At 78.7% G+C, this 455-nt stretch carries 1 protein-coding gene; it reads left to right on the top strand.

Annotated features, from left to right (window positions below):
• On the top strand, positions 1-455 hold a 455-nt coding region (imuA, locus tag N790_RS06080), incomplete at both ends, for a translesion DNA synthesis-associated protein ImuA (protein ID WP_043802107.1).

A 455-nucleotide genomic window follows, 5' to 3' on the forward strand; every position in this document is an offset into this window, starting at 1 on the left:
CGCCGCCCTGCCCGCCGGCGGCTGGCCCGAGGCCGCGCTGGTGGAACTGCTGATCCCGGTGGACGGCGTGGGCGAACTGGCCCTGCTGCTGCCCACGCTGGCGCGGCTCACCCGCGCCGGCCGCGAGGTGGCCTGGGTGGACCCGCCCTACCGCCCCTACGCCCCCGCCCTGGCCCGCGCCGGCATCGACCTGGCGCGCCTGCGCGTGGTGGACACCGGCGGCCGGCAAACGGCCTGGGCGCTGGAACAATGCCTGCGCAGCCAGGCCTGCGGCGCCGTGCTGGGCTGGCCGCCGCGCGCCGACGACAAAACCCTGCGCCGCCTGCAGGTGGCCGCCGAAACCGGCCAGGCCCTGGGCTTCCTGTTCCGGCCGCTGGCGGCGGCGCGCAACGCCTCGCCCGCGGCGCTGCGGCTGCAGTTCGAAGCCGGCGCGCTGCGCGTGCTCAAGTGCCGCG

This window comes from Arenimonas malthae CC-JY-1 (genome assembly GCF_000747075.1).
Taxonomy (GTDB): Bacteria; Pseudomonadota; Gammaproteobacteria; order Xanthomonadales; family Xanthomonadaceae; genus Arenimonas; species Arenimonas malthae.